Raw genomic sequence first — 23,817 nt, forward strand, 5'->3', positions numbered from 1 at the left:
CTCCTGAAATAAAATATTGCCGGCCGATTTGCAGTATTCTTCCACATACCAACTTACTAACATACTAACTTACCAACATCGTGCCGTGAACAAGCAGGCAACTAAGTATCATTGCATTACTATTTTAAATCGTTTCCGGCTAATGCACAAGTGGATTAGAGTTTGACATCCGGCAGTTTCCAGGCTTTCCGGTACTTCTGATAGGCTTCCACCGGCATCTGCACGAGGAGCGGTGATCTGGACCGGTCGAGCCAGCGCATCAGGTCGAGCATGTCATATTCGCACATGGCTGTGCAGCCTGAGGTGGATTTGTCGGAACCCCGCCAGATGTGGATGAAGATCAGGCTTCCCATCTGCGGGATTCGCAATGGATTGTGATTGACTACAAACAGCCATTTGTAGAGGATATCATCCCTTCTCATTGTTTCGAAGGATTTCCAGGTGACTCCCTGCGGAAGCCCAGCGGTATCGATTATCTGGTTATAATACTGCGATTCAGGGTCATCTATGCCCAGAATGCTTGGTAAAGTGTGGACGTATTTATACGCTGTCTGAAACGGAGGAGCCGGCGCATATCCCATGCAGTCGCCGATGGAAAAGATCCCTGCCGGAGCCCTGCCGTCTCCTTCCCGCTTTTCGGGTCCTGGAAGATTGGCGGGATGCAGCCCGAGCCCCCAGCCCAGCCCGCTTCTCCCGAGCGTGACAGGGATGTCTCCCCTGTATTCGGTCCAGTGCGAGCCTTTGTCAAACAGGAACATCCTTCCATGGATTTCGCTCCAGTCGCGGCTGAGGACCAGGATCACCTGTCTGCAGCCAGGGTCAAGCGGAGCTGCTGTGGCAGCGCAGAGACAAAATGTGAGCAGAGAGCAGAGCATGAGTTTCATGGCACACCTCTGACAAGTTTTAGAATCAGGATACAGCAGAATTAGCAAAGTGGAAATCCATTTTATACAAGTGAGATGGGGCGGACACAGGGGTCCGCCCTTACAGAAATTTCATTCTATCATTCTATAAGGGTTGACCCGTGTGTCAACCCTGTTTTCTGATTTATTGATTCAATTCAACTATGTTTCCGTCAGGCGCGAGCTTTTTGTAGATGTCCAGCAGATACCTGTGGCAGGAGAAGAAGAACACCTGGTTTTTGCGGGAGATTTCCAGCAGGATTTCCAGGGCTGCTTCAGCCCTTTTCTCGTCAAAGACTGCCCAGGCTTCGTCAATGAACAGGGGCAGGTCCATGGATTTGTCGTTTTCCAGGCCTGGCGGGGAAGTGAGATAAGCAGCTGAGAGCGCGAAATAAAGCTGTGCAAAGGTGCCTGTGCTCAGGATGGATAGATTCAAGCTTTTTCCAAGCTTATCCATTATCAGGAAATCCTCCTGTGTCTTGACTATGGAATTGTATTTCCCGGCTGTGATTTTTTCTAAAAACCTGCCTGCAATGTCCAGTGTAGCAGGCTGCATTTTATCTTCCATCTTTTTTTTGATTGTCTGCACAAAATAGAGAGCGATCCTGAGGCTGCCGTATTCATTAAGCTGCAAAGCCAGCCTGCTTCTGGCAGTTTCCAGTTCCTGACTGAGAATTTCGGGGTCCTGGCCTGAATTGTCTCTGATCCTGAGATTCAGGTCAGTGATTTTGGCTGTCAAAGCCTGGATTTTATCGCGTGTTTCCTGCTCCAGAGTGTCTGTATTTTTTACCTCAGGCAGGGTGGAAAGCTGCAGTTCAATCAATTGCAGGTTATGCCGCAGTTCGTGCTGTTTGCCTGTGATGTTCTGAAGTTCTGCAATGATTTTTAAATAAAGTTCGCTTTCCGCTGGAATGAAAGAGGGCATGGAAAACTCAGGAATTCTGTCCCTGATGCGATCAATGAGGATTTGGATCTCCAGGATTTCCTGATCATGGATGATCTCTTTATGTTCTTCCCTGCGCAGGATTTCTAGAGCACTGGAATGTTCTTCAGGAAGTTTGTTCAGGCAAATGATTTCCCTGTATTCTAGCTCAGTCGATTCCAGCCTGGCTTGAATTTTCTCGAATTTCTCCTGAATAGTTACAAGCTGCCTGGCAGAATCCAGGTTTTTCTCAGCTTCCCTGGCTCCGGAAACCGACTGCCGCCAGGCTGCGAAACAGAAAGCGGAAAGGAGCAGCGCCAGCAGCCAGTAGCTTGCTCCGGACAGGACAAACAGAGCGATCAGCAAAGGAGGGATAATCAGATAAAGAAATTTAAACAGATTTTGATGACTCAGCTTGAATTCTTTACGCAGAAGGGATTGCGACATCAGGTCTGATTCTTCCTGGAGAAGTTGAGATTCCTGGATCAGTTTTTCCCGTTCGCCGTAAAGCCTGGTCAGTTTTTCCTTTAATCCGAAGGCACCTGTCAGAATCGGTTTTTTTTCCGCTAAACCGCTGAGGCGGTATGAAAGCGATGCCAGAAGCTCCGGATTCAGATCCCATTCCTTGAGTTCAGCCTGAATCTTCGCGTGATCTTCCACAAGTTTTTTTCTCAGACTGGATAATTTCTGCTCTGTGCTGATTTTCTGGAGCAGTTCCTCCAGCTTTGTTTTCTCTGCGCAGAGAGTGTTCAATTCCTGTGTAAGAGGCTTGAGCTGAGCTGATTTCAATCTCTGCAGTTCTAATTTCTGTTCCAGATTATTAACCACAGATCGCGAAACATCCATAGGCTTTTTCTGGGAACGGTCAGTGTGCAGAGCTTCCAGCCTGCAGCTCAGTTCTTTCTCCACTTGACCCAGATTGACACCTCTGGAACCTGAAAGAAGGCTGTAAAAAGGGTGGACAGGGTCGTTTTTAAGGGTCTCAATGCTGGAAAGGGTCAGGCTGAAAATATTAAAATATTTCCGTTCGTCCCAGTCGAATATCCCGCTAAGGCTTTTCGGTTCGGTTTTTTTTCCGGATCTTACAATTCTCTGGATTTCGCCTGCTTCTTCCAGATTCATCTCGCCGCTGCACCCATCCAGATCATCTTTCAGAGCTGAGAGAGGCGAATTTTTTGTGATGCCCTTTTTGCCTTTATAAAAAAAGAAGAAACGGAAAAAATTGAACAGGCTGGTCTTGCCTGCCTCATTCTCGCCAAAAATAAAGTTGAATCCTCTGGAAAACAGGAATTCCTTATCTGACAATGGCCTGAAATTTCCGATAAAAGCCCGTTTAATCTTCATGGAACAATAGTTCAGTCGCCAGTTTTTCAGCTTCCTGTGTCAGTTTCGGCCAGTCAGGGGTTTGACCGCATTCAGAATAAAGAGACTGAATCTCGTTCCTGACAGATTGAAACGACGGCAGGTCGGAATGTCCGTCACAAATCTCTGAAAGCAGTGTTTGAATCTGATCTTCCAGAGGGGTGAGAAATTCCCTGGGATGATTTATTTCGAGATCATAGAAGTAGTTTTTCCCGTCAGAAGTCAGAAAATCCGGAGGGATTTGGACTCCTGCCGGCAATGTGAGGCGCAGCTTGCAGAGCCTGACAGAAGCCAGCCCGATTACAGAGCTCTTTTCGATCAGTTCCGGAAGTTGTGAAAGGTCGTCCAAAGTTGCAGTTATTTCCAGCCATTCTGCATCTGCGGTGGCTATGAAACGGGCATCGATTTTCCTGTTTTCATCGATTTCCACGAGATAACACCCGCACAGTCCGGAATATTTGGACTTTTTTCCCTGCGGAGTTCCAGGATAGAGGATCACACGGTTCCGCTCGTTATAAACCATTGTTTTTTGATGGATGTGTCCAAGGCACCAGATGTCTACCGGCAGCTCCAGCAGCCTTTTCCTGGTGGTCGGTGCATAATTGTATTCAGGAGAGATTTCTGTCAGGTTACAATGTATCAGTCCGATCCTGAGAAAGACGTCTCCCTGGATCTTTTCGGGAAAGCCTGTGGTCAGATCTGATTCGATGTTTTTCTGCGGATGTGAGATTCCAGTGATCGCGATTTTACCGAAAACGCTGTCCAGTTCTACAGTGCTGAAGCGTTCGGAAAACAAGTGCACATTGGGAGGCAGCTTGAAGTCCCAGGGCAGTGGATCATGGTTTCCGCAGGCGATGAAGACCGGCGGAGCCTCAGCCAGGAGCTTCCCATATTTAAGCGGGATCAGCTGTGAATACTGGACATCTTCAAAGACATCGCCTGCAATCAGGATGAAATCAACCTGCTCGGATCTGGCGAGCTCAAAGATATTTCTGATGGAATTGAATGATGCGGAAAGAAGTTTCTCCTGCAGGGCTGAGTCCGATCTGCCGATGCCTGTGAAAGGATAACCGATGTGCCAGTCAGCGGTGTGGATGAAGCGTATGGCTTTTTTCATACAACTAATCGCTTAAGCTCCTTTTCAGGTTAGTATGTTAATATTACATGCAGCTTACAGTACAACATTTGATTGCTGATGGAAGTTTGTATGTACGGAAAAATTCTGCAACATACCAACATACTAACTTACTAACCTACTAACTTCCAATGTTGAATAAGTAATGATTTGGAAATCGTTCAATATACCCCACTCCGTTCTAAAGGACTTCGGGGGTTAAGCGGCTGTAAAATTTTCACTTTGTTCAAATTTAACAGCCACTAAATGTAATGGCACGCAGTCCAGTGCTCAGGTGAAATTTCTTTGAGTGCTGGAATGGTTTCTGCGCATTCCGGCTGGCAGGCCGGGCAGCGGGTGCGGAATCCGCAACCTGACGGCTTGGCAAGAGGGGAAGGCACATCACCGCCCAGCACCGGTTTTTCCCTGTTCTTCTTCCTGGGGTCCGGTATCGGCACTGCAGCCAGCAGAGCTTGTGAATAAGGGTGTTTGGGCCTGTTGTACACATCTTCTGCCGGACCGATTTCCACGATATTTCCAAGATACATTACTGCAATGCGGTGTGAGATATGCTTGACCACAGAAAGATCGTGGGCTATGAAAATATAGCTCAAACCAAACTCTTCCTGCAGATCCTGCATCAGATTGATCACCTGTGCCTGCACCGAAACGTCCAGGGCAGAGACAGGTTCGTCGGCGATGATCAGGCTGGGGTTTGTGGAGAGGGCTCTGGCGATCCCGATTCTTTGCCTCTGTCCGCCGGAAAATTCATGCGGATATCTGAAGGCATGCTCAGGCGAGAGTCCGACTTTTTCAAGCAGCCAGGTTACTTTATCGAGGCTGGATTTGAAATTGATTTTTTGAGGATGCACCTGCATCGGTTCTTCGATGATGTTCCCGACTGTAAGCCTGGGATTGAGAGAGGAATAAGGGTCCTGAAAGATCATCTGGATTGAGGCTCTGTAAGGTCGCAGTTCAGCTCTGCTAAGATGTGCGAGTTCAACTTCGCCTTTGTCCGGATCATGGAACAGGATACTGCCGTCTGTCGGTTGATTAAGCCTGATGATAGTCCGCCCTACAGTAGTCTTGCCGCAGCCTGATTCCCCGACCAGTCCGAGCGTTTCCCCCTGATTCACTGAAAAGCTCACTCCGTCCACAGCCTTGACGGTTGCCACGACATGCCTGAAAACTCCGCCGAGTACCGGGAAGTACATTTTCAGATCTTTGATTTCCAGCAGTTTATTCAAACCTTGCTCCTATACAAATGACATCTCACCTGATGCCCGGGTTTTATCTCAATCAGGTCAGGGATCTTTTTTTCGCAGGGTCCGAATTTATCCTTGCAGCGGGTAGAAAAACTGCACCCTGCAGGTAGATTCATGATATCAGGTACGTTGCCCGGAATGGCGTTAAGGCGCTTTTTTTTAGATTCCAGGGATGGGATCGATTCCATCAACCCCCTTGTATAAGGGTGGAAGGGCTCGGCAAAAAGTGTTTCAGTGTCTGCGATTTCCTGGATTTTTCCGCAGTACATGACTGCAATCCTGTGGCTGGTTTCAGCGATCACTGAGAGATTGTGGGTAATCAAAATGATCGCTGATTCAGGCCGCTGGTTTTTGAGGCGCACCATCAGGTCCAGGATTTGAGCCTGAATGGTGACATCCAGTGCTGTGGTGGGCTCGTCAGCAATCAGGAGATATGGATTGCAGGCCAGTGCCATGGCAATCATCACCCGCTGGCGCATGCCGCCTGAAAACTGGTGCGGGTAATCATCGAGCCTTTTCCCTGCGTCCGGAATTCCCACCAGCTCGAGCATCTGGGTAGCCAGGATTCTTGCTTCCTGAGGAGTCTTCTTCTGATGCAGAATGATCGGCTCCATCACCTGCATGCCTATCGAAAAAACCGGATTCAGCGAAGTCATGGGTTCCTGGAAAATCATGGCAATCTCATTACCGCGAACTGCCCGTACTTCTTCCCAGGAAAGTTTCAGGAGGTCCCGCCCGCGGAAAACGATTTCTCCTCCGGCGATCCTGCCTGGAGGGTCAGGAATCAGACGAAGTATTGAGAGAGATGTCTGGGATTTGCCTGAGCCAGACTCACCTACAATGCCGAGGATTTCGCCCTGGTAGAGGTCGAATGAAACATCATCAACTGCTTTGGCGATTCCATCAGGGATGTAAAAATAGGTTTTCAGATTCCTGACCTTAAGCAGTTCCTTTCTCTCCAAAATTCCTCCGTTATCTCAGGCGGGAGTAAATCCGCGGATCAAATGCCTCGCGGATCGCTTCGCCGATAAATGTAACCAGCATCAGTGTCAAAAAAAGAGCTGAAACAGGAGCCAGCCCGAGCCACCAGCAGTTGAGAGCTCTTGATCCCTGCCCGAGCAGTTCTCCCCAGCTGGGCGTGGGTTGCGGCAGGCCGAAACCAAGAAAATCGAGCGAGACAAGGGAGCTGATGGCTCCGACTATGGTAAACGGCAGGAAAGCAATCACTGGTGTAAGCGCGTTGGGCAGGATGTGGCGGAAGATGATCAGCCGGTCGGATAAGCCGATGGCAACAGCTGCCAGCACATAATCCTTTGACTTTTCTCGCAGAAACTCACCCCGGATATAATAGCTCACTCCCATCCAGCTGAAGAAGGTCAGAATGAAGATCAGAAGGAAAAAGCTGGGGATGACGATAGAGCTGACGATCATAACCGTATACAGAAATGGCAGTCCTGACCAGATCTCGATGAGCCTGACTCCGAAGAAATCGATTTTTTTTCCGTAATAGCCGAGAAATGCACCGACTGCGATGCCGATGATATAGCTGATCAGAGTCAAAATCAGTGCGAAGGACATGGAAATTCTGAAGCCATACACCAGTCTGGCAAAGACATCCCTTCCCCGGTCGTCAGTACCAAAAAAATGAATATTGTCCGGATGGGTGGGCGGATTGGAGACAAGCTCATCCAGCAGGTTTTCATTGGGGCTGTAGGGATAAATCGGCAGGATCAACCAGTTTCCTTCATTCTGGGTGGAAAAAAGCTTCTTCAGCAGCCTGTAATTCTGAGAGTATTTTTTCTGTTCTTCGTATTTCTCATATTTCAATTTCAGGGCATCAAGTTCAGGTTTCAGCCTGGCCTGCTCTTCCTCCGGATTTGAGTCGTATTTGTCCCTCAGCGCCGTATAAGCCTTGCGTGCTTCAGTGTCAAGCCTGATGATCTCCTTTTTCAGGGGGATTGTCCTGAATATCGGGAAGTAATAACTGCCGTCGTATTTTACGATCAGGGCATTGCCGTTGATGAAATACTCCGAAAAAAAGGAGAGAAAATAAAGACCTGTGATGATCAGAAACGAATAATAACCCCGCCTGAGAGTCTTGAATTTTCTGATCCGTTTGACAAGCAGCGGAGAAAAAAAAGTCAGCAGAATTTTTTCAGTATAGGTAATCTTCATTCCAGCCTGATCCTCGGGTCGATCACACAGTAAAGAAAATCAGAGAGAATATTGCCGAGCAGCCTCAGAATCGATGAAATGACCAGGATGCCAAGCGTAACCGGGTAATCCCTGGCGATCAGGGATTCATAGCCGAGCAGTCCGAAGCCGTTGATGTTGAAGATTTTTTCGATCAGGTACGATCCGGCCAGGACCAGGGAAAAAGCTCCGCCGAAACCTGTGGCAATGGGAATCAGGGAATTCCGGAAGGCATGCTTGAAGATCACCACTTTTTCAGACAGGCCTTTGGCATAGGCAGTGCGCACATAATCCATGCCAAGGTTTTCCATCAGCGAGTTTTTCATCAGGATGGTCATTGAGGCGAACGATCCCAGCATATAGGCAAATACCGGCAGCACCAGGTGCCAGACCGTGTCTTTGCACTGCGCAAAAAAAGACAGGGTTTCATAGCCCTGAGAGTGAATCCCGCCGAGCGGGAATAGATTCCAGAACGAGCCTCCTCCAAAAAGCACCAGCAGAACAATGCCTGCGACCCATCCGGGAACTGAATAGCCGATGAACACGAGAGCGGAACTCAGAATATCGAAAGACGAGCCGTGCTTGATGGCTTTATATACACCGAGTGGAATGCAGATCATATATGAAAGCAGGAATCCGGTAATCCCGAAACGGATCGAAATCGGGAAGCGCTCCACGATTACAGACCAGACCGGTTGCGCATAAGTATCCGAATCTCCCATGTCAAGCAGGCACAGGTTTTTGAGCCAGATCAGGTAGGCCAGCCAGAAGGGCTTGTCGAATCCATAGATTTTCTTGAGTTTCTCGACCATTTCATCAGAGACCTGGCTGTTGCCTTTGTTGTCAGTGGCTGCAGTAGAGCCGGCTTCTCCCTGGGCCTGCATCTGCTGGTAACGGATGATCGCCATTTCCACAGGACCGCCAGGCACAAAGCGCATCACTGTAAAACAGAGAAAAGTGATCCCGATGAAAGTCGGAATCACCATCATGAGTCTGCGGATGAAATAAGTCAGCATCTTAGACCTGTCAGTTACTGTATTTTAAAATCCTTGGAAAATTTTTCCCAGTATTTTACTTCTTCGGGGAGGGCAGGCAGTGATTTCTGGTCTTTCATTGCATCCTGAAGGGCTTTGTCCTTGTCAGGGTCAAACCACCAGTAGAAGAGAGCCGAAGTATAGTCGTTGAAACGTGAAAGAACCGGTTCCGGAGTGCCGAAGCGATTCCAGAAGAGGAGCCTGGAATTATCAGAGTACCAGTTCAGAGCCAGGATATACTGGTTTGTGATGATCCCGTCCAGTTCCTGCAGAAGTTTTGTCCGGTTGTCAAGATCAAATTCCTTGTTGTACAGTTCGCAGATTTCATCGACACGCTGGTTTTTGAATCCATAGATGTTCGAGGTGTTCTTCTGGTCAGCCCACTTGCTGTGATATGCGCTTTCCGGATTCGGGAAAAGAGTACCTGAGTAATTGACTTCCGCGATTTTAAAATTACGCTCTCCCATATCTTTGATATGGGCAGGCCAGGTGACCTGTCTCAGATTGAGCTTGATGCCGACTGCTTTGAGGTCTTCCTGGAGTATGGTCTGGATTCTGGTGTCATCGGAATAGATGTCTAGGTCCAGTTCGAATACTTTGCCGTCTTTGACCATGTAGCCGTCATTGTTCAGGCTTTCCTGCTTCCAGCCTGCCGCCTCCAGCAGCTCGATCGCCTTTTCCCGGTTGAAGCGGATTTTAGGATTGCCGGGATTTTCATAACGGGTATTTGGAAACAATGAATCTTTGAGTTTGTATTCCTTGAAAAAGAGTTTTTCATTGAGTTTTTCCCTGTTGTAGAGGTAGTATAAGGCCTGCCTGACTCTGATATCGCTGAAAGGTTCAGTCCTCATATTGTAGGCGAGTCCGCCTGAACCTTCGGGTTTCTGATTGAAGACGCGCTGCCTGACAATCCAGTTGTTTTTAATCGCAGCAATCTTGTCGGGCGTGAAATCCTCGAACCAGTCCAGGGCTTTGTTTATATAAAGGAAATCCAGTTCGCCTTTCTTGAATTTTTCCTTGATCAGAGTGTCGTCCTTAAAGAAGAAGAATTTGATCTGATCAAAATTGCAGGTGCCGAGATTCACAGGCAGGGAGACTCCCCACCATTCAGGGTTCCGTTCCAGCACAATGAACTCGTTGGTACGGCTTTCCTTGTATTTATAAGGGCCTGAACCGAGCATCATTTTGTCCTGGAATTTGGTCATATAGTCTTTCACTGTCATTTCACCGATGATATGCTGCGGAAGCACGTTCATCAGCGCAGCGGACAGAAAGAGCCTCCATTCCAGTTCTTTTGTTTTAACCATTAGAATTTCCCGGGAGAAGGCTACCGGGCGCTCGAACTTGTTATAGTATTCATTGATGAACGGATCTTCGATGTCAGGGCTGGTTTCCAGATCCCAGGTCGCCACATAGTCATAGGCGGTGACAGGAGTTTTGTCCTGCCAGCGGGCCCTCTGATCGATGTGAAAAAAGAATGTCTTTTTATCGGGTCCGATCGACCATTTATCTGCCAGGGCCGGTGTGTATTTCGAAGTCACCTGATCGAGGCTCAGCAGGGTCTCATAAACCAGTCCTCCCATCAAGGTGTTGAAAGTAGTGGCTGAATTTTTACCTTCAGTCCTCAATGTTGGAGGATAGCCAGTCAGGCCCCAGCTGAAAGTTCCGCCCTTTTTTGCCTTGGGGTCTCCGATGGAAGTGGCTTTGTCGTTGGTTTCCCAGGTGATTGATGCGATCAACTGAGCTACTTCAGTAGAATTCAGCGTGATTTTCGTTTCACCTGTACCTGCAGGCTGGGGGCCGTATTTTTTAGACAACTCCTCTTCGGTAGCGGCAGCGAGTGAGAATGTGAAGATGCAAAGAAGCAACAGCAGCATTTTTTTCATGATTACCTCGATTCGGTATGATTGGATCCATCAGGCAACATTATATTTTTTTTAAGGCAGATAGACAAGTAATATGTGTATTGGAAACGATAATCAATAGAATTGCTCATCACTTATTTTTTTTCCTCTACCATCCGTGAATCTGCCTGAGTGCTTCATAAGCTACAATGGCCGCGGACGAGGAAAGATTGAGAGAACGGATTTCCCCAGGCATCGGGATCGTGATTGTGCGGTCCAGGTTGTCGACCAGAAAATCTGCTGGAAGTCCTGCGCTTTCCTTGCCGAAAACCAGGAAGTCTCCTTTGCGGTAGCAGACTTTTGTATAGCTGATTTTTCCTTTGGTGCTGACCAGGTAGAAGCAGTCTCTGGAAAATTTCAGCCAGAGTTCGTCCAGGGATTCCAGATGGTACAAGTCCACCTTGGGCCAGTAATCGAGGCCTGCCCGCTTCAGATGCCTGTCTTCCAGCTTGAAACCGAGCTTTCCGACTAAAAACAAGGACGACCCGGTGGCTGCGCAGAGGCGGGCTACATTTCCCGCATTGGGTGGGATTTCCGGCTCGAACAGGACGATGTTGAGCTGGTTTTCCCGGACGAAATTCGTTAGATCGCAATTGATTTTTATCATGACAATGTCTTTGTCGGGGCGAACGGCTTTTTTCGTAAGAGTGAACTGCCGTTCACCCTTGCAAAGATCATACATATACTTTTTTTATATACGGCGAAGTCATTAATGCCAGCAGACTGCCGTAATTCGGGTAAAATTCCAGAAAATCCCCGACCTTGTACCGGTTTTTCCGGCCTCTGATTTCCAGGATCAGATGATCTGACGATCCGCCCAGCACTGAGACGAGTGAGTCTGCAGGCATCATCCCGTCCGGCTTCAGATCCTGTCTTCCTGCAGCGACAATCGCCCTCCTGATGATTCCGCGTTCAGGAAATTCTTCAGTTTCGCCGAAGGCGTTCTGACCCCGGTCACCGATCGGCACCGAGGGTTTGTCGCGATATTCCACGATCTCACCTTTAAAAACGAAAGTGTCCTGTGTGGTTCCCGGATAAGGTGAGCGGTCGATCACATTCCTGCCAAGGGCGATTGCTTCCCCGACCCTGAAATTGTTGATTCCCGCAGGCATTTTACCGGACTGCAGAAGTGGCAGAGCGCTGGAATTTCCTCCTGAAACGAAAGGAAGTTTCAGCTTGAATTTTCGCTCAACCTGATGCTTCAAATTCAGCAGTTGTCCCATGTTTTCGGGCGTAGGAATCACACCTCCGAAACAGGCGGCATTGGTTCCGAGGCCGATGATCCTGAGATTTTTGAATAATACAGCTTCAGCGATCAGTTCGAAAAGTTTGTCAGGCAGCACTCCTTCCCGCAGATCGCCTAGATCGACCATAATAACTGTTTCATGCACACGGTCAAATTCTCTGGCTGCTCTGTCCAGTGCTTTTAAGGTGGAGATCTCGGAATTGAGGGATAAATCGCAGAGCGTGACCACATCCCTGGCTTCGGACTGGGACGAGAGGCGTAGAAGCATCAGAGGCAGTCCAGTGTTGAGTTCCTTCAATTTAATAATGTTCTCGATCCTGGAATCAGCGAGGCCGGCGACTCCTCCGTCCAGAAAACTCTTCACAATTCGAGGATCAGCGCAGAAGACTTTGGTCACGCCATATAGTGTGACTCCATATCTTCGGCAGATGGAGGAAACTGTGCTGACATTCTGCCTGATTTTATCGAGATTGATTTCAAGATAACTTCCCACTGTTTTCTCCGGATGATTTTTGGATATTATACCAGAATCTACAGTTGAGACCTGCCATTGTTGAGGTGCGCTATGGCGCGCCTTTACAATGGCAGGTCATGGCACGTCTCTATAAATTTATCTGAGAAGGAAAATAATTGACAAATTCATCTAATTGACATTAAACTATAACCCGCAATATTTCGGAGGGATGTCCGAATGGCTAAGGGGCCGGACTTGAAATCCGGTAAGGCGAAAGCCATCAGGGTTCGAATCCCTGTCCCTCCGCCAACCAGTTTGTGAAATAGCCCGGCTGCGTCGTTGCCCTCGTCCTGCGCGGCTCAACGTACGTCAAGTACGCCTCGCCTTGCGCGGACTCGGGCGCCTATCATCCGAGCTATTTGACAAACTGGAGGATCCCAAGAGTGGATTTTCGGAGAAAAAAAACGGAGAGGTACCCAAGTGGTCGAAGGGGTCGGTTTGCTAAACCGATAGGGTCTAAACAGCCGCGAGGGTTCAAATCCCTCCCTCTCCGCCAAAAATATTGGAGCACCCGTAGCTTAGTTGGATAGAGCGTTGGCCTGCGGAGCCAAAGGTCGGTGGTTCGAGCCCACTCGGGTGCGCCATCCAATCGGCGTGTGAAAAATGCATTTCTGCGTCGTTGCCCTCGTCCTGCGCGGCTCAACGTACCTTTAAGTACGCCTCGCCTTGCGCGAACTCGGGCGCCTAGCATAAATACATTTTTGACACGCCTGGTTAGATTTTTCGCAATGATACGGAGAGATGGCTGAGCTGGTCTAAGGCACTCGACTCGAAATCGAGAGTACGCTGAAACGTACCGTGGGTTCAAATCCCACTCTCTCCGCCATCTATAGCTGTTAGTAAATACGAGTGTAACGAGTATTTACTTACAGATATTGATCCCCGAAGTCCTGTCGCAGACAGGGCTGAGCGGGATAGCTGTTATAGCTGCAGGAAATGAAATATACGGAGAGGTGTCCGAGCGGTCTAAGGAGCACGCCTGGAGAGCGTGTGGATGTCAAAAGTCCCGTGGGTTCAAATCCCACCCTCTCCGCCATCTATAGCTGTTAGTAAATACGAGTGTACGAGTATTTACTTACAGATATTGATCCCCGGAGTCCTGTCGCAGACAGGACGTCCCAAATCCTGCGGCTTTGGGATGAGAGGCTCTAACAATAGTAATTGAAGAGCCTCTACATAGCGGGGTCTATACCTATTTGGCGGTTTTCGGGAAAAGAAAAAATGGCAGATAATACCCCAGACATCAAAAAATTTATCGAAAACATCTCCTTTGAGAAATTGGAAGAAAAAATTCAGGAGATCCATTCTGCATTATCCTTTGAACAACAATACAAATTGATCAGGGACCTGATCGATCAGTTCGGCTCACAGCACTGGATTTATCGCAGAAAAGCCTCTCTCGCACTTACCACAATCAGAAAGAATGTTCTTAAACCTTTGATCAGCGCAATCACCACCACCGAGAATCTGGACATTATTTATTGGTCGATCAGAACGATGGTGGCTGTAGAAGATTTCGAGATTCTGGAAGTTTTCACCAGATTTATCCAGACTGGGAATCAGAAGGTGCGGTTTTACACCATCCTGAATCTCCCACAGATCAAGAATCCCCTTAAACTCGAAATTCTGATCAAGGCTCTTTCCGATCCTGTCTGGAATCACAGAAAATTTGCTGCTGATGGTATTATGCAGATGGGGATGAATGCAGTTAAAATCTTGAATCAATATTACAAAGATTCTCCTTTTGAGCAGAAATACTGGATCCTGAAATGCCTGGGAACGATTCTTGGGGATAAAGGGATCGAACCATTCCGGAAATTCATGGAAAAAGGGGACCGCGATTCCAAGTATTTTTCCATGACCGCACTGGCTGCGACTAGAGAGGAAAAAGCGATACCACTTTTACTCAGAAACCTGGATGATGCTGATCTGTATACCAGGATTCAGGCTGCAGCTTATCTTGAGAGTTTCGGAGAGAAGGCAATCCCGTTTCTGGAGGAAGTTTCAGCCTATAATCTGAAACCGGAGACAAAGCAGATTCTATGCAAGATCATCGCCAGAATCCTGCACGATGAAGCTGTGCCTTTGTTCCGGAAAATGCTTGGTAAACTGCGTTCCGACTCCCCGCGCGAGGAGAAGATACTGATTGTGGAAGCTCTCGGGGAAACCGGATCCAGAGAAGGAGTAAAACTTCTGCTTGAATTACTGGCAGATGACAGCTGGCTGGTCAAAATAGAGGTGGTCAGGGCAGCAGGATTTATTGCCAATCTGATTCCCGAAGAGACAGTGTCGTTACTGTCAGCATATTTTGCTGCAGAGAACGAGGAAATCTGTCCCTGGATACTCAAGATCGCCGAAGAAGCGGCGCTGCCGTTCCTGGAAATATATCAGAATTACTACAAAGTACGCAGCCAGGCTATCAGATTGAACATCATCCAGTCCATTTCACAGCTCCCGCAATCCAGGTTCAGCAACAGATTGCAGGAACTGCTGTTATCTGCTCTGGCCGATCCATACTGGCCCATCCGCCAGAAGAGCAGTGAAATTCTGATCAACCTGGGTTCGATGGTGATCTTTCCTCTGCTGGAACTGGCTGCAAAGAAGAAGGACCGGGACACTTGCTACTGGGCGCAGCTGACACTTCAGAGAATCAACCCTGAGGGCAACAGGGCATTGACCAATTTTTTACGGGAGAATGGTTTGAAGGATCTGGTGGAACTTTCCCAACCAGCCGCATCCGAAACCAAGCGGGATTCCCTTGCTGAAATGAAATCCGTAGCTGATACCGGACCAGTGCAGCCGGGAGTGCCTGGACCGATTCTTCCTGAATCAGGGATGATGGATTCCAGCCAGTTTGACGGCACTTCCAGCACCAGCTTTGGATCCACGTATACTGATCGCCAGGTCCGTCAATTTCTGCACGATCTTGAGTATTCTGATTTCGAGGAAGTGCGGCTCATGTCGCTGCAGAGTCTAAGCAAAATCAAACTGGACAAAAAGCATCTGAAAAGTATCAAGAAAGTCGTCAAAAAAATCTATTCCACTGCGACACCGGAAATGAAACGATCTCTGGATGAAGCGATCAATGTGATATTTCCGCCGAATCAGTGAATTCCAAAAGTTTGAATAAAAAAAGTCCTGCTTTGGCAGGACTTTTCTTGGTGATTTGATTCTAACTTAAGCTCTGGGATGTGTTTTGCTGTATACGTACCTCAAGCCCTTGCGGGTGAGGTGAGTATAAATCTGGGTGGTGGTGATGTCGCTGTGCCCGAGCATTTCCTGCACTGAACGCAAGTCAGCATTGTTTTCCAGCAGATGGGTGGCGAAAGAATGGCGCAGTACATGTGGAGTGATGTTTTTCTGGATGTTGGCGCGTTCCGAGTATTTCTTGATCAGCTTCCAAAAACCCTGTCGGGTCATCCGCCGTCCCTGGCAGTTCAGGAAAAGCGCTTTGGGGTCGCGGTTCTTGTCGATCAGGGGGAAGGAGAGCGTTAAATAGCGTTTGAGAAAATGGATCGAGGTTTTTCCAACCGGGACGATCCGTTCCTTATTGCCTTTACCCATGATCTTGACGAATTTTTCCTTTAGATTGACGGAATCATTATCCAGGCCCACGAGTTCGGATACGCGCATTCCGGTGGCATAAAGCAATTCCAGCATGGCTTTGTCGCGCAACTCATATTTCCGTCTCACCCGGGGCTGCTTCAACAACAATTCCACTTCCTCCACAGTCAGGAAGGAAGGCAGCCTGCGCTCGACTCTTGGAGTTTCCACTTCGCGGCTGATATCTTTTTCCAGCTGCTTTTCCTGGATCAAGAATTTGTAAAATGAACGGATCGTGGTGATTGTACGGGTGATTGTAGTGGATTTTCTGCCCATATCGCGCAGGTGGGCGATGTAGTTTTCCAGATCGTCCCGGCTGATGTCATGAACAATGTGCTTCTTGAACTGCTCATTCATGAACTTGTCGAAATTTACCAGATCCCTGCTGTAACTCAGCTGGGAATTTGTAGCCAGCCCTTTTTCTATTGAGATGAAATTCAGATACTGCTCGATCGCTGTTTTAGTTTCCATGTTAGCTCCCTTCGTTTTAGTAATTCCTGTAATTCGTCAATTGTTCGACCCTAGGTGAATTGTACAAATACTACCATAAATTGTCAAGCTGAAATAACTGGGAAACAGGAAATTTACGTAAATAATCCTGTTTGTTCAGGCGGAATAGATTTCTTGAAGCATCCAAATCAGGTTTTCCAGGTTGTCAGCTGAAACAGCCTCTCTGACTTTGTCCATCAGGGTTTTCATGAAAAAGAGATTGTGATAAGAAAGGAGACGCTGAGCCAGAAACTCTCCGCAATGGAAGAGATGACGAAGATAGGCGCGCGAATAATTTCTGCAGACCAGGCAGCGGCATTCAGGGTCGAGAGGCCCGAAATCATGCGCAAAGATCTGATTCTTGATCCTCAATTTGCCTTGCCAGGTGTAAAGCATGCCGTGTCTCGCGATTCTGGTCGGCAGCACACAATCAAACATATCGATGCCCTGGGATACAGCCCGGGCCAGTTCCAGGGGAGATCCCAGCCCCATCAGATAACGGGGCTTATGTTCTGGAAGCTCCGGCACGACTGCATCCAGAATTTCGTGCATGAGTTCATGAGGCTCACCCACGCTCAATCCGCCGATCGCAATACCGTCAAATCCCAGCTCCACGGTTTTCCTGGCTGCCTCAATCCGCAGGTCCCTGTCAAAACCACCCTGCACAATTCCCAAAAGTTTCTGACCGCGTCCAGGGTCACGGTATTTGGAAAAAAAATCCCTGCTCCGCTCTTCCCAGTCCAGTGTAAGATTCAACGAAGTTCTGGCATGAGCGGTATCAGTCGGGAACGGGAGACACTCGTCCATTGCCATGATGATATCGGACCCAAGTTTCAATTGAGTCTCGATTGATGTTTCAGGAGTCAGCTTGAGAGGGCTGCCGTCAATGTGGGAGCGGAAGACTACGCCTTCCCTGCTGATTTTGCGGTTTGTAGCCAGGGAAAAGACCTGAAACCCTCCGCTGTCAGTGAGAAAATTATGAGGGAAGCTGCAGAATCCGGCAAGTCCCCCCGCATCCCGGATCAGATCCGGACCCGGCCGCAGAAGAAGATGATAGGTATTTGCCAGAATCAGTCGAAAGCCGATTTCCGTAAGATCTTCAGATGAAAGAGTTTTAACGGATCCCAGCGTTCCAACCGGCATGAAGACCGGGGTCTCGACCTCACCGTGGGGAAGTTTCAAGAGTCCCCTGCGGGACCGGTTGCGGGAGCTCCTGGTATGGACTGTCAACATCGGTTTCCTCGGTTTCTAGTATTTCTTCTGTGGATGGGCAGGATAGAGTTTCTGCTTGCAGATATGATCTGAAAATCTCGGACGAGTCAGCAGCTGTTTCTGCAGAGTTTTGATTTATCTCCTTGATAAAATTGCCGACTTTGCTTTTTTCGTCCGGGTTACCTTCCTCGGACAGGACTGTTTCCAGCATCTCTTTGAAACCAGCCATATCCGGTAGAAAATAGGAAACCTTTCCGATATATTCCGGGGAGCCGGGCAGCACTCTCATTGTCAGATTTTTCCTCTCAAAGCTGTGAAAATTGCCGGCTATCTTCAGGACTGATTCGTAGGACAGATCTGTCTTGATGTTGTCCCTGATTTCCTTGACCAGGGAAGGAAGTTTCCACAGAATGTCGAATTCCTTGAATTTTTCAGAAATTGCTTCCATGAACTTCTGCTGACGTTTGATTCTGCCCAGATCAGCGAACAGTTTCTCGCGGAATCTGACGTACTGCATGGCTTTCTGCCCATCCAGGTGCTGCTGGCCCTTTTTCAGATGGATGTGCAGATTTCCACGCACATCGTCATAGTCCATGTCCTGTTCCACGTCGATGTTGATGCCTCCAAGTATATTGATAATGTTTACGAATCCATCGAGATTCACTACTGCGTAATGATCAATCTTGAAGTTGAAATTCTGCTCTACTGTTTTTTTCAGCAGTTGCTCTCCACCGGATAGATAAGCCTGATTTAATTTTCTATACCCGAATTTCGGAATCTTTACCCTGGTATCACGGGGCAGTGAGATGAAGTCCATTTTCTGCTGTTCCGGTGTGATCACGCCTATAAACATCGTGTCTGTACGCTGCCCCTGAAAATCCATGTCAGCGCCTGCGATCAGAATCGTGAATTGCTCAGTCAGGTCGCTGGAAAAGAGGTTTCTGACCCCGATGCCGCTGCCGAGCCACCAGAGAAAAGCGAAGAGAAAGAGCGAAGCGGTGGTGAAAAAGGCAATCAGGTATCTCAGTATGTGGAAGGATTTTTTGTCATGGCCTTGATAATTTTTAAAGCGGATGACTTTGGCAGCGAGTTCGATTCTTGAGTTTTTCGTCATGTCAGGAAATCCGTTTCAGCATAGAATTGTAAGCCTGGAGGCTGAGCGGAGAAATCCTGCGCCCTTCATCCAGCAGATAGCGTAGTTTATATTTTAGCACTTGCACAGACCAAATTAAAAGGCGTTCCTTTGAAGGCCTGGTGCTGCTTATTTCCCGGCGGAGGAGCAGGGCTTCCTTGAAGCTGCGGGTTTTTTCGCAGAAATCCGCGATCAGAAGGATCTGCTGCAGCCGGCTCATCCCTCTGCAGCCTGTAGTGTGAAAAAAGATGGCTTTGTAGATGGCTCTGTCGAAACAGAAATTAGCGGCGACATGACGGGCGCCCAGCGGGCCATGGCTCAAAAGCGCACCCTTTTTCCATCTTTCGATGTCTCTGCCATCTTCAATGGCTGAAAATTTCTTAATTAATCTTTCCGGAAAATCCCTGGCTATATCATGAGCCAGGCCGGCAAAACAAGCCTTTTCGAGCAGAATGGTTCCAAACGGTGCGGCTAGAGCTGCTGCCATTTCAGCGCATCCTTCAGAATGCAGCATCCGCTCTGGAGTGAGCAGCACTTTCAGCTCAGAGCGAAGTTCTTCAGTCTTCAAAATATTCAAATCCGAATTTTCCGATGTTTACAGTCTCTCCCGGTTTGATCCCGAGCTCCTTCAGCTGAGAGATCACGCCCTTTTCCACCAGAAAGTTGTAAAACCATTCCATGGCGAATTTGTTTTGAAAATCGATGCGGATTGCCACCCGTTCGATCTTGGACCCCTTGATCACAAACACCTTCCCGTTCTTGAAAACTTTGAGAGGAGTCTCATTTTCTTCAAGTCTGTAAACCTTGTATTCCTGTTCTTCAACCGGTTCGGTAATCTCGGACAGTCTGGTGGAAAGAAAATACAGCAGCTCTTTCAGTCCCTTCTTAGCTACAGCGGAAATTCTGAAGCAGGGCCAGCCGTTCTTTTTGCAGAATTTTTCCAGTTTGACAAGCTGTTTTTCGTCGGGTGCCAGGTCCAGTTTGCTGATTGCAACCGCCTGGGATTTCTTCAGAAGTTCCGGCTTGTAATATTCGAGCTCGCTCAGGATGATTTTAAGACGCGTCACCAGGTCTGGCTCGCTCCCGTCGATGAGGTGCAGGATGACTCTCGTGCGTTCCACGTGCCGCAGGAAGCGGTCTCCCAGCCCATGTCCATCGTGGGCTCCTTCAATCAATCCCGGGATATCTGCCACAGTGAAGCTTGAATCTTCCAGTTTGACTACGCCCAGGTTCGGTACGAGCGTAGTGAAGGGATAGTCGGCCACCTTGGCCTTGCAGTTTGAAATCGCATTGATCAGGGTGGATTTTCCGGCGTTCGGGAATCCGACAATGCCTACATCTGCCAGAAGCTTGAGTTCCAGCCTGATCCAGAAACCTGCACCAGGTTCCCCTTTTTCGGAAAATCTGGGCGCCCTGCGGCTGTCAGAAAGGAATCTGGCGTTTCCCCTTCCTCCTCTTCCACCTTTCGCAAGCAACTGCACCTGGCCGTCTGTCACAAGATCCGCCAGTAGTTCGCCCTGCTCGCTGAATACTGTTGTACCGGCCGGGACGATGATCGTCATGTCTTCAGCGCTTTTTCCGGTTTTGTTGGAGCCTTTGCCGTGTGCGCCGTTTTTCGCTGTATAGTGTATCTGATAATGCAGGTCAATCAGTGTTTTAAGGTGGCGGGAGGCTTTCAGATGGATGCTTCCTCCGTCACCGCCGTCACCGCCGTCAGGCCCGCCGCGGGGGACGCATTTTTCCCTGCGGAATGATACGCAGCCGTTTCCGCCTGTGCCTGCCTGCAAATGGACTTTTACTTCATCTATGAACATGGTACCTCTTGCTAAATATTTTGTAGAGCCTTATATATACAAACCATTTTTTTTAATGTACTTCAGGGTTTCTGCGGGGACCATTCTTGTTACAGGTTCACCGTTTTTTAATTTTTTCCTGATCTGTGTAGAGGAAACAGGACAGGAAAAAGGGAGCACAGGATATTGTTCTGCAGAGCGTTTCCCTCTGGAGATCAGCACGATCTGGCACAGTTTTTCGAGCTCCTGAAAACGATGCCAGCGCTTGAACTGTGAAAGATTGTCAGTGCCAGCCAGCAGGTAAAACTTCCCTCCCGGGAAGATTTTGTGGAGATGCACGAGCGTGTCATAGGTATAGCTTTTTCCAGGATGCTGAAGCTCGAAATCGGACAGAAAAAAAGTGTCTTCTTTTCTCAATGCAAGTGCCAGCATCACAAATCTATGCCGGATATCAGCAGGAAGAGTCGATTTCAGCGGATTCTGATAGGCAGGAATGAAAAGAATACGATCAAGAGCCAGTTTTTTTTGGGCTTTTCTGGCCAGCAGCAAATGACCCCTGTGGACAGGGTCAAAACTGCCTCCCAGCACGCCAATTTTCATTCACCAGGTGAATTATGCATCCTTGGGGAGCACATGGACATAGCGCCTGCCGTCCCGTTTGGCCTGGTACTTGACGATTCCATCAATCTTGGCGAACAGGGTGTAGTCTCCGCCGCATCCTACATTGGTGCCTGCGAAGAAATTGGTGCCCTTCTGTCTGACCAGGATGGAACCGGCTGTAACAAGCTGTCCGGCAAAACGCTTGGGTCCTAAATACTTTGGATGGCTGTCGCGACCGTTGCCTGAACTGCCGACGCCTTTCTTATGAGCCATTTGATCCTCCTTCTATTATCCTGAGATAATCTCCGTAATTCCTGCCGATCTCCCTTAAACCCAGTATCAGGCTGTCAAAGAGAAGGTCGGCTTTCAATCTTTCCGCTTCAGATAAATCCGCCTGAGGCATTGTGATTGACAGGGAGTTGTTTTTCTTCCCCTCGACCACGACAGGTTCCAGGCTCAACAGTTCCCGCAGGCTGTTCAGGTATGTGAACACCAGCGCTGAAACCGCTGAACAGACTATATCCAAACCCTTGCCGGCAAACCCGGCATGTCCTTTTACAAGCACTAGATGGTTTTCCCGCTCGGTTTTCACCGTAATCAATGCTTGGACCTCTCACAGGATCAGGCGATGATTTTCTCCACCATGATTCTGCTCAGGCTGTGGCGGAATCCCCTTTTCACATGGGAGTCCTTTCTGCGGCGGTACTTGAAGGAAGTGACCTTCCTGTCCTTGAAGTTCTTCACGATTTTTCCCACAACCTTGGTTTTTTCAAGGTATGGTGTGCCGAACTCCAGCTTGCCGTCCCTGTTGACCATCAGGACGCGGTCGAGCTCGATCTTCTCTTCCGCTTCGTAAGGCTGCAGGTCAACGTCGAACCACTTGCCTTCCTCGACCTTGTACTGCTTGTTTCCACACTCTACTATAGCGTACATACACGCCTCCTTATATAATGAAAAAACGGTATTTCCCACGCGGGTAAGCAAAAGACTAAAGGATGGAGCTCAGTATTGTCAAGAAAAAACGTGGGACCGGGCTGCCGGTCAGCCGGTCATGATTACTTTTGAATTCTGGCAAGGCCCTTGAGCGCGAAGTATCTGAGCACAGGGTGATCGGTCTTTGCGATTTCTAAAAGCACACGCGTATATTCTTTCCTCGGGAAATTCAGCATATCCACCAGGGCCTGGCGCTTCTGGTGAAAATCCCCGTTTTTCGCCTGCTGGATCAGCTTCTCATGTTCAGTCTTAGGAAGTTCAGGCACTTTCTCAGACAATTCCTGCGCCCTGTCGATCAGGTGCTTTTCAGTCACCTTTTTTTCCAGGATTTTCAGTTCATCCACCTGGGCATCCTTGATCATGGCTGAAATGGTATTCAGATTTTTTACCGACAGTTCACGCAGGGTATCGTTGATCCGTTTGCGCAGGCTCTCGGTCTTGGCCTTGCGCAGGAGCTCGATCAGGCAGAAGCGGATTTCATCGTCTGCGATTTTGGTCTGGGAGAGAAAATAGAGCACGCTTTCCAGCTGCCAGGTTTCGTTCGAACACAGCATGGACTTGATGGTGGTTAGTATATCCATTTCTTTATAATCTACAAGCGCTTTGGCCACGTTGATCTTGACCCTGGGGCTTTCATCCTTGAGCAGGGGTATGATCAGCGGATAGATTTTCACAGTGTTCATGGCCGAAAGAGCTTCCACGGTATTGGCGCGGATCCGGGAATCATTATGACGCAGGAAATCTTTCAGGGACGGAATTTCATTCATTCCGCCCAGCAGTCCCAGCCCTTTGACGATGGTGGCGATCACATAGTTGTTTTTTTCATTTTTCAGCCGTTCTCTCAGATCAGGGAGGTATTCTTTCCTGTCATTGATTGTGAGATTCTGGATTGCCTTGATCCTTTTCCAGGGATCATCGGAAACAAGCAGATTGACGATGGAATTCCGATCCAGGTTTCCCTTCCCATGGTCCAGACTGGATGGCTCGATCCGGAATTTATCCTTGAGAATTTCAATGCCTTTGCGGGCCAGATAGTATAATTCGCTGGAAGTTCTTTCGCAGGTGAATTTTTCCAGATCCCTGATCGAGGCGATGTCGCCGTTTTTAATCAGATCCTTGAGTGCATTTCTCTGCGCCTGGGGGTTTTTCGAATTGAGTTCAGTTTGTTCCGCTGCCATCAGGTACCTTTTCCTTCTGATCCACGATCCGGATCACTTTTTCACCTTTTTTGATGAGTTTGAGCTTTTCCCTCGCCAGTCTCTCCACGCCCTCATCAGTTTTAATTTCGGCAATTTTCTTCTCCAGTTCAATTATTTTTTCGCGCAGAACCTGATTTTCCTCGATTTTTTTCTGGACCATGGCTTGATTGGCCTTGATTTCATCGAATCTGTTTTTGAACAGGATGCAGACGGCCAGGATAAAAATTATGCCGAAAAGCACTATGATTTTCTGTGTGAGCACGATCCGGATTTTTCTGGATTCCTGGGGAGATTTTCCTGGCGTCAGGGAAAAATCCTTGAATTTCATAATCATTCAAGA

Annotated in this window: 22 protein-coding genes and 5 tRNA genes; 6 read left to right on the top strand and 21 right to left on the bottom strand. The window is 48.4% G+C overall.

Annotated features, from left to right (window positions below; translation table 11 throughout):
* Nucleotides 1-155: 155 nt before the first annotated feature.
* The 10 genes from PHW04_04395 to PHW04_04440 form a co-directional block, all read right to left on the bottom strand.
* Nucleotides 156-884, bottom strand: a complete 729-nt coding sequence (locus tag PHW04_04395) for a hypothetical protein (protein MDD2715120.1) — start codon at nt 882-884, stop codon at nt 156-158.
* A gap of 163 nt (nt 885-1,047) precedes the next feature.
* A complete protein-coding gene (locus PHW04_04400) occupies nt 1,048-3,168 on the bottom strand; it encodes an AAA family ATPase (protein MDD2715121.1) in 2,121 nt (706 codons plus the stop codon).
* Nucleotides 3,158-4,303: a DNA repair exonuclease gene (locus PHW04_04405; GenBank protein ID MDD2715122.1), complete on the bottom strand. Its 1,146-nt coding sequence runs from the start codon at nt 4,301-4,303 to the stop codon at nt 3,158-3,160. Before PHW04_04405 ends, PHW04_04400 begins: the two co-directional genes overlap by 11 nt.
* Before the next feature lie 260 nt (nt 4,304-4,563).
* A complete protein-coding gene (locus PHW04_04410; protein MDD2715123.1) occupies nt 4,564-5,514 on the bottom strand; it encodes an ATP-binding cassette domain-containing protein in 951 nt (316 codons plus the stop codon).
* Between the two features lie 29 nt (nt 5,515-5,543).
* A complete protein-coding gene (locus tag PHW04_04415) occupies nt 5,544-6,527 on the bottom strand; it encodes an ABC transporter ATP-binding protein (protein ID MDD2715124.1) in 984 nt (327 codons plus the stop codon).
* A 10-nt stretch (nt 6,528-6,537) separates the two neighbouring features.
* On the bottom strand, nt 6,538-7,740 hold the full coding sequence (locus PHW04_04420; protein ID MDD2715125.1) for an ABC transporter permease subunit: 1,203 nt from the start codon (nt 7,738-7,740) through the stop codon (nt 6,538-6,540).
* Nucleotides 7,737-8,774, bottom strand: coding sequence for an ABC transporter permease subunit (locus tag PHW04_04425; protein MDD2715126.1), 1,038 nt, complete (start codon nt 8,772-8,774; stop codon nt 7,737-7,739). Before PHW04_04425 ends, PHW04_04420 begins: the two co-directional genes overlap by 4 nt.
* A gap of 14 nt (nt 8,775-8,788) precedes the next feature.
* Nucleotides 8,789-10,678, bottom strand: coding sequence for an ABC transporter substrate-binding protein (locus PHW04_04430; GenBank protein ID MDD2715127.1), 1,890 nt, complete (start codon nt 10,676-10,678; stop codon nt 8,789-8,791).
* Nucleotides 10,679-10,805: 127 nt separating this feature from the next.
* Nucleotides 10,806-11,303, bottom strand: coding sequence for a tRNA (cytidine(34)-2'-O)-methyltransferase (locus PHW04_04435; protein ID MDD2715128.1), 498 nt, complete (start codon nt 11,301-11,303; stop codon nt 10,806-10,808).
* Between the two features lie 67 nt (nt 11,304-11,370).
* Nucleotides 11,371-12,435: an alanine/ornithine racemase family PLP-dependent enzyme gene (locus PHW04_04440; protein MDD2715129.1), complete on the bottom strand. Its 1,065-nt coding sequence runs from the start codon at nt 12,433-12,435 to the stop codon at nt 11,371-11,373.
* 184 nt (nt 12,436-12,619) lie between these two features.
* Here PHW04_04440 and PHW04_04445 point away from each other — a divergent pair.
* The 6 genes from PHW04_04445 to PHW04_04470 all read left to right on the top strand — a co-directional run bounded on the left by PHW04_04445 (nt 12,620) and on the right by PHW04_04470 (nt 15,567).
* Nucleotides 12,620-12,705, top strand: a tRNA-Ser gene (locus PHW04_04445).
* A 157-nt stretch (nt 12,706-12,862) separates the two neighbouring features.
* Nucleotides 12,863-12,952: transfer RNA gene (locus PHW04_04450), tRNA-Ser, on the top strand.
* A gap of 11 nt (nt 12,953-12,963) precedes the next feature.
* A tRNA-Arg gene (locus tag PHW04_04455) sits at nt 12,964-13,040 on the top strand.
* A gap of 151 nt (nt 13,041-13,191) precedes the next feature.
* Nucleotides 13,192-13,282: transfer RNA gene (locus PHW04_04460), tRNA-Ser, on the top strand.
* Nucleotides 13,283-13,403: 121 nt separating this feature from the next.
* Nucleotides 13,404-13,492 (top strand) — tRNA-Ser (locus PHW04_04465).
* A 185-nt stretch (nt 13,493-13,677) separates the two neighbouring features.
* A complete protein-coding gene (locus tag PHW04_04470; GenBank protein ID MDD2715130.1) occupies nt 13,678-15,567 on the top strand; it encodes a HEAT repeat domain-containing protein in 1,890 nt (629 codons plus the stop codon).
* Nucleotides 15,568-15,633: 66 nt separating this feature from the next.
* Here the strand turns inward: PHW04_04470 and xerD are convergent, their stop codons facing one another.
* From xerD to PHW04_04525, 11 genes are all read right to left on the bottom strand, one after another.
* Entirely contained in the window at nt 15,634-16,530 is an 897-nt protein-coding gene (gene xerD, locus PHW04_04475) for a site-specific tyrosine recombinase XerD (protein ID MDD2715131.1), read from the bottom strand.
* 135 nt (nt 16,531-16,665) lie between these two features.
* Nucleotides 16,666-17,730: a tRNA guanosine(34) transglycosylase Tgt gene (gene tgt / locus PHW04_04480; GenBank protein ID MDD2715132.1), complete on the bottom strand. Its 1,065-nt coding sequence runs from the start codon at nt 17,728-17,730 to the stop codon at nt 16,666-16,668.
* Nucleotides 17,711-18,874: an LCP family protein gene (locus PHW04_04485; GenBank protein MDD2715133.1), complete on the bottom strand. Its 1,164-nt coding sequence runs from the start codon at nt 18,872-18,874 to the stop codon at nt 17,711-17,713. Before PHW04_04485 ends, tgt begins: the two co-directional genes overlap by 20 nt.
* Nucleotide 18,875: 1 nt before the next feature.
* Nucleotides 18,876-19,469: a hypothetical protein gene (locus tag PHW04_04490; GenBank protein MDD2715134.1), complete on the bottom strand. Its 594-nt coding sequence runs from the start codon at nt 19,467-19,469 to the stop codon at nt 18,876-18,878.
* Nucleotides 19,450-20,706, bottom strand: a complete 1,257-nt coding sequence (obgE, locus tag PHW04_04495) for a GTPase ObgE (protein ID MDD2715135.1) — start codon at nt 20,704-20,706, stop codon at nt 19,450-19,452. The genes PHW04_04490 and obgE overlap by 20 nt, the downstream gene beginning before the upstream one ends.
* 30 nt (nt 20,707-20,736) lie before the next feature.
* Complete coding sequence (nadD, locus tag PHW04_04500) at nt 20,737-21,285, bottom strand: nicotinate (nicotinamide) nucleotide adenylyltransferase (protein MDD2715136.1); 549 nt, start codon at nt 21,283-21,285, stop codon at nt 20,737-20,739.
* A 12-nt stretch (nt 21,286-21,297) separates the two neighbouring features.
* Nucleotides 21,298-21,558 (bottom strand): 50S ribosomal protein L27, encoded by a 261-nt coding sequence (gene rpmA, locus PHW04_04505; protein MDD2715137.1) that lies wholly within the window; start codon nt 21,556-21,558, stop codon nt 21,298-21,300.
* Nucleotides 21,548-21,877, bottom strand: a complete 330-nt coding sequence (locus PHW04_04510) for a ribosomal-processing cysteine protease Prp (GenBank protein ID MDD2715138.1) — start codon at nt 21,875-21,877, stop codon at nt 21,548-21,550. Before PHW04_04510 ends, rpmA begins: the two co-directional genes overlap by 11 nt.
* A gap of 29 nt (nt 21,878-21,906) precedes the next feature.
* On the bottom strand, nt 21,907-22,218 hold the full coding sequence (rplU, locus tag PHW04_04515) for a 50S ribosomal protein L21 (protein ID MDD2715139.1): 312 nt from the start codon (nt 22,216-22,218) through the stop codon (nt 21,907-21,909).
* A gap of 122 nt (nt 22,219-22,340) precedes the next feature.
* Complete coding sequence (locus tag PHW04_04520; protein MDD2715140.1) at nt 22,341-23,456, bottom strand: HEAT repeat domain-containing protein; 1,116 nt, start codon at nt 23,454-23,456, stop codon at nt 22,341-22,343.
* Entirely contained in the window at nt 23,437-23,811 is a 375-nt protein-coding gene (locus PHW04_04525; protein MDD2715141.1) for a septum formation initiator family protein, read from the bottom strand. The genes PHW04_04520 and PHW04_04525 overlap by 20 nt, the downstream gene beginning before the upstream one ends.
* Nucleotides 23,812-23,817: the final 6 nt, after the last annotated feature.

It is taken from the genome of Candidatus Wallbacteria bacterium (assembly GCA_028687545.1).
In the GTDB taxonomy this organism is placed as follows: Bacteria; Muiribacteriota; JAQTZZ01; order JAQTZZ01; family JAQTZZ01; genus JAQTZZ01.

Excerpts from the sequence above, each read along its gene's own strand:
- PHW04_04430 (MDD2715127.1), bottom strand. The coding sequence starts at position 10,678 with ATGAAAAAAATGCTGCTGTTGCTTCTTTGCATCTTCACATTCTCACTC.
- nadD (MDD2715136.1), bottom strand. The coding sequence starts at position 21,285 with ATGAAAATTGGCGTGCTGGGAGGCAGTTTTGACCCTGTCCACAGGGGT.
- PHW04_04520 (MDD2715140.1), bottom strand. The coding sequence starts at position 23,456 with ATGGCAGCGGAACAAACTGAACTCAATTCGAAAAACCCCCAGGCGCAG.
- PHW04_04485 (MDD2715133.1), bottom strand. The coding sequence starts at position 18,874 with ATGACGAAAAACTCAAGAATCGAACTCGCTGCCAAAGTCATCCGCTTT.
- PHW04_04420 (MDD2715125.1), bottom strand. The coding sequence starts at position 7,740 with ATGAAGATTACCTATACTGAAAAAATTCTGCTGACTTTTTTTTCTCCG.
- PHW04_04405 (MDD2715122.1), bottom strand. The coding sequence starts at position 4,303 with ATGAAAAAAGCCATACGCTTCATCCACACCGCTGACTGGCACATCGGT.
- PHW04_04470 (MDD2715130.1), top strand. The coding sequence starts at position 13,678 with ATGGCAGATAATACCCCAGACATCAAAAAATTTATCGAAAACATCTCC.
- PHW04_04410 (MDD2715123.1), bottom strand. The coding sequence starts at position 5,514 with ATGTACTTCCCGGTACTCGGCGGAGTTTTCAGGCATGTCGTGGCAACC.
- rpmA (MDD2715137.1), bottom strand. The coding sequence starts at position 21,558 with ATGGCTCATAAGAAAGGCGTCGGCAGTTCAGGCAACGGTCGCGACAGC.
- xerD (MDD2715131.1), bottom strand. The coding sequence starts at position 16,530 with ATGGAAACTAAAACAGCGATCGAGCAGTATCTGAATTTCATCTCAATA.
- PHW04_04525 (MDD2715141.1), bottom strand. The coding sequence starts at position 23,811 with ATGATTATGAAATTCAAGGATTTTTCCCTGACGCCAGGAAAATCTCCC.
- rplU (MDD2715139.1), bottom strand. The coding sequence starts at position 22,218 with ATGTACGCTATAGTAGAGTGTGGAAACAAGCAGTACAAGGTCGAGGAA.
- PHW04_04400 (MDD2715121.1), bottom strand. The coding sequence starts at position 3,168 with ATGAAGATTAAACGGGCTTTTATCGGAAATTTCAGGCCATTGTCAGAT.
- obgE (MDD2715135.1), bottom strand. The coding sequence starts at position 20,706 with ATGTTCATAGATGAAGTAAAAGTCCATTTGCAGGCAGGCACAGGCGGA.
- PHW04_04425 (MDD2715126.1), bottom strand. The coding sequence starts at position 8,774 with ATGCTGACTTATTTCATCCGCAGACTCATGATGGTGATTCCGACTTTC.
- PHW04_04435 (MDD2715128.1), bottom strand. The coding sequence starts at position 11,303 with ATGATAAAAATCAATTGCGATCTAACGAATTTCGTCCGGGAAAACCAG.
- PHW04_04395 (MDD2715120.1), bottom strand. The coding sequence starts at position 884 with ATGAAACTCATGCTCTGCTCTCTGCTCACATTTTGTCTCTGCGCTGCC.